General features: G+C 49.2%; 1 protein-coding gene. It reads left to right on the top strand.

Annotated features, from left to right (window positions below; translation table 11 throughout):
• Positions 1-2976: hypothetical protein (locus tag EQP46_RS24150; protein WP_161972892.1), on the top strand; the 2976-nt coding region annotated here is incomplete at both ends.

Raw genomic sequence — 2976 nt, 5'->3', positions numbered from 1 at the left:
GCACATACCTTGCGGATAATGAACAGACCCTCACGGATGCGCTGAGTAGAATGCCTCGTGATTTTAGCCCCAACGTATACAACCATTATGGCTCTTATTCCGATTTGCTGACGCTGTTTGATGGTCGGGGGAGTTTTGTTTCCGGGTATACCGACCACTTTACGGCCACGCTTGAGTCCTTACTGGCGCCGTCCGTGTCGCCGGATTTTCTGACCAGTTACCCCACGCAACTGGTAGACTACTTGGAGGCTGTGAATACGGCGATATCAGCGGGAGATAACGCAGTATTTAGCGGCTTGCTGCAACAAGGGCAGACCTTATTGACGGGGATGGAGGCGTTGACTGACGCGCTGCTGGCAATGCCGGAGCAACTCCTCACACCCGAAGAAGCGGCGCAGCGTTTCAATGAGAGGCACCCTGACTATGAGGCCAATCTCGCTGCGTTGAGCGAGGCGAAGGCGACTTATGCGGCTGCGTTGGATGCAGAGCAAAATATCAAAGCAGAAATCGAAGCTTTAAAAGACTCTGTCAATTTGAGTAAGGTAAATACCACATACCTTCTAAATCATTACGTTAACCACTCAGCTGAATTTACGCCCATGAGGGCGATATTCCCCTACTTTGCAATGAAATATACTGCAAATTTCCATGGTTATAACAACTATTTCCGGGATAAATATTTTGAGCAGTTGGATTTGGTGACAGACAGTAGTAGTCATCATGAAAACCAGTTAAGGCTTCAGGACTATCTCGTTCAAACCGAGTGGACTACGGAGGACATCGCAGAGAGTGAGGCGCTAACCCGGTACTGGGTTAATGAGATTGAACATATTGAAGCCGTACTTGAAAGTCTGCCTGACAACTTTTTAACACTGGAGGAAGCAACGGCTCTAAGGGAGACGAATCCGGGGAATACTTACACGGGGACGTTGACGACCTACGTCGCCCCAAGTGATGTCTATACCACGGAGCAGGCACTGGAAGCGACCCTTTTACAGGTTGAGAAAGATGCTAACTGGAAACTGGGTGTTGTTCGAAACGCGTTATCTGCAATGCGTTCGCTAAACGATGCATTTGAAAGGTTAGACGCTTCGAAAGACATGATGTTAGCAGCTCAAGCCGAGGTTGACCGCCTCGATGCTCTCATTCCTGATGTCACGGTAGAGCAAGCCTACGAAAAAACGGTCGCCACTACAGTGAACTGGAGTAAAACGTACTTATCAAAGTTACTGTCTCCAGAGCGTGTTGATGCAGAGTTTGCGTTGATTGACATTAAGCTGGCACACACACGCGCCCAGCATGTTTACGATAACGCCTTGGCTGAGAAAGAACGCACAACATTAGCAGTGCATGCTTATGCCGAGCCCAGTGTTATCACCGAGCACCTGCCACACCTGACACATTACATCACCCTCAAGAACGACCATTACGGGAGTACAGTCTGGAAGGCAACAAAAACGCCGCAACAGGCAGAAAGTGCCCTGATTTTTCTGAGTAATGTGAAGAGTCAGCTTGATGAATTGTATGCACAGGCGTCAGAGGAGCAGACAAAAGGCGAGTTACAGGCCGCTCTGGCTTTGGTCGATGAGATGGTTGTTGCCATTGAAGCAGACCAACGAGCGCGAATAGCTTTAGACTCGGCAACTGCGGCATTAGCTGATGCGCCAGCGCTTCCTACGTTATCCGATGCCATGTCTACGCGCATTATCGCCAGCGCTGATGAGATGTCCGCACAAAAGACAATAAGTAAATCTCTGTTTAATTACGACATTGTGCCGAGGGTATTGAATGCAACTTCTCTACATATCACTAATACCGAGGTAAGCAGGGCAATTCGAGCTGTATTCTCATACAACTCAAGTCAATTTGGCGCTTATGTCAATGGTTATTCAAATTACTTTGATGGGAAGTTTACCGAGCAGTTAGGTGAAAGGACGAGCCGAGCCGAACTTAAAGAAGGTGCTGAACGACTTAAGATGCTGTCTGTGATGGCTAGCTGGCAAGATGAAGATATCGCAGAAACGTTGGCATTGACCACCACCCTCTTAACTGACTTGCAGTACATCAAAAGCGCGCTAGAACTTTTACCTGCGAACTTCCTGACGCTAGGAAAAGCTGAGGATCTACGTGCCTCGAACTTAGGCAATGTAGCGCTTGACGATATTGCGGTTTCAGTGGCCTCTAGTGAGGATATTACGACAGAGCAAGCACTTGAAGCTGTTTTGGCGCAGGTTCACTTGGATGTGGCTGAGATTTTAGAAGATGTGGAGGCAGCGGAGATTGAACTCCTTCGCTTGCAACTAAATTTTCAGGTCCTTGCCAATGCGCGAAGTGAAAGATCGGCAGCAGATGCCTTTCATGCTGCCGCAGTGATGCGTAGGGCTCAGGATGGCTCTGCGGAGACTGCTGTTGTGCTGGCAGATGTACGCTATGAGCAAGCTGTCGAAGAAAAAGCGCAAACTAAAGCCGTGGTGAGAGGGTACACCTCTTTTTATCGTGTGACTGAGTATTTACCGCAACACGACTACACACTCCATCACAGTGGTTACAACAATCCGATATTTCATGCAACAGAATCCGATTCCTCTGCTTTGAGGGCCAACAGCTTTCTCACTGGTATTCAAAATGAACTCCGTGCTCTGCGCAACGATACGGAAGATGAAGCAAAACAGCTTGGTATCACCGAGGCGATGTCTCTTGTAGACGAAGTGATGGCAGCCATTATTGAAGACCGTGCAGCACGTTCTTGGGAAAGTGTCGCTCAGACGGAACTTGCCCATGCAAAAGCATTGGCATCCGACGTGGCGGAATATCTTGAAGCATCACCAGAGATGCCCGCGTTTGGCGTGCTTTCTGGGCTCTTGTCTCATTTAGTGAGCCACCAAGGTGCCATTGCTGACGTCGTGTCGGACAGGGGGGCGTCTGCCTTGGCGACAGATTTGGGCGATGAAAACGGGCTGCTGTGGCAGGCAAGCC

It is taken from the genome of Enterovibrio baiacu, from assembly GCF_004120195.1.
GTDB classification, from domain to species: Bacteria; Pseudomonadota; Gammaproteobacteria; order Enterobacterales; family Vibrionaceae; genus Enterovibrio; species Enterovibrio baiacui.
Note: the sequence above shows the minus strand (reverse complement) of the source record. Positions and strands in the feature narration are given on the sequence as shown.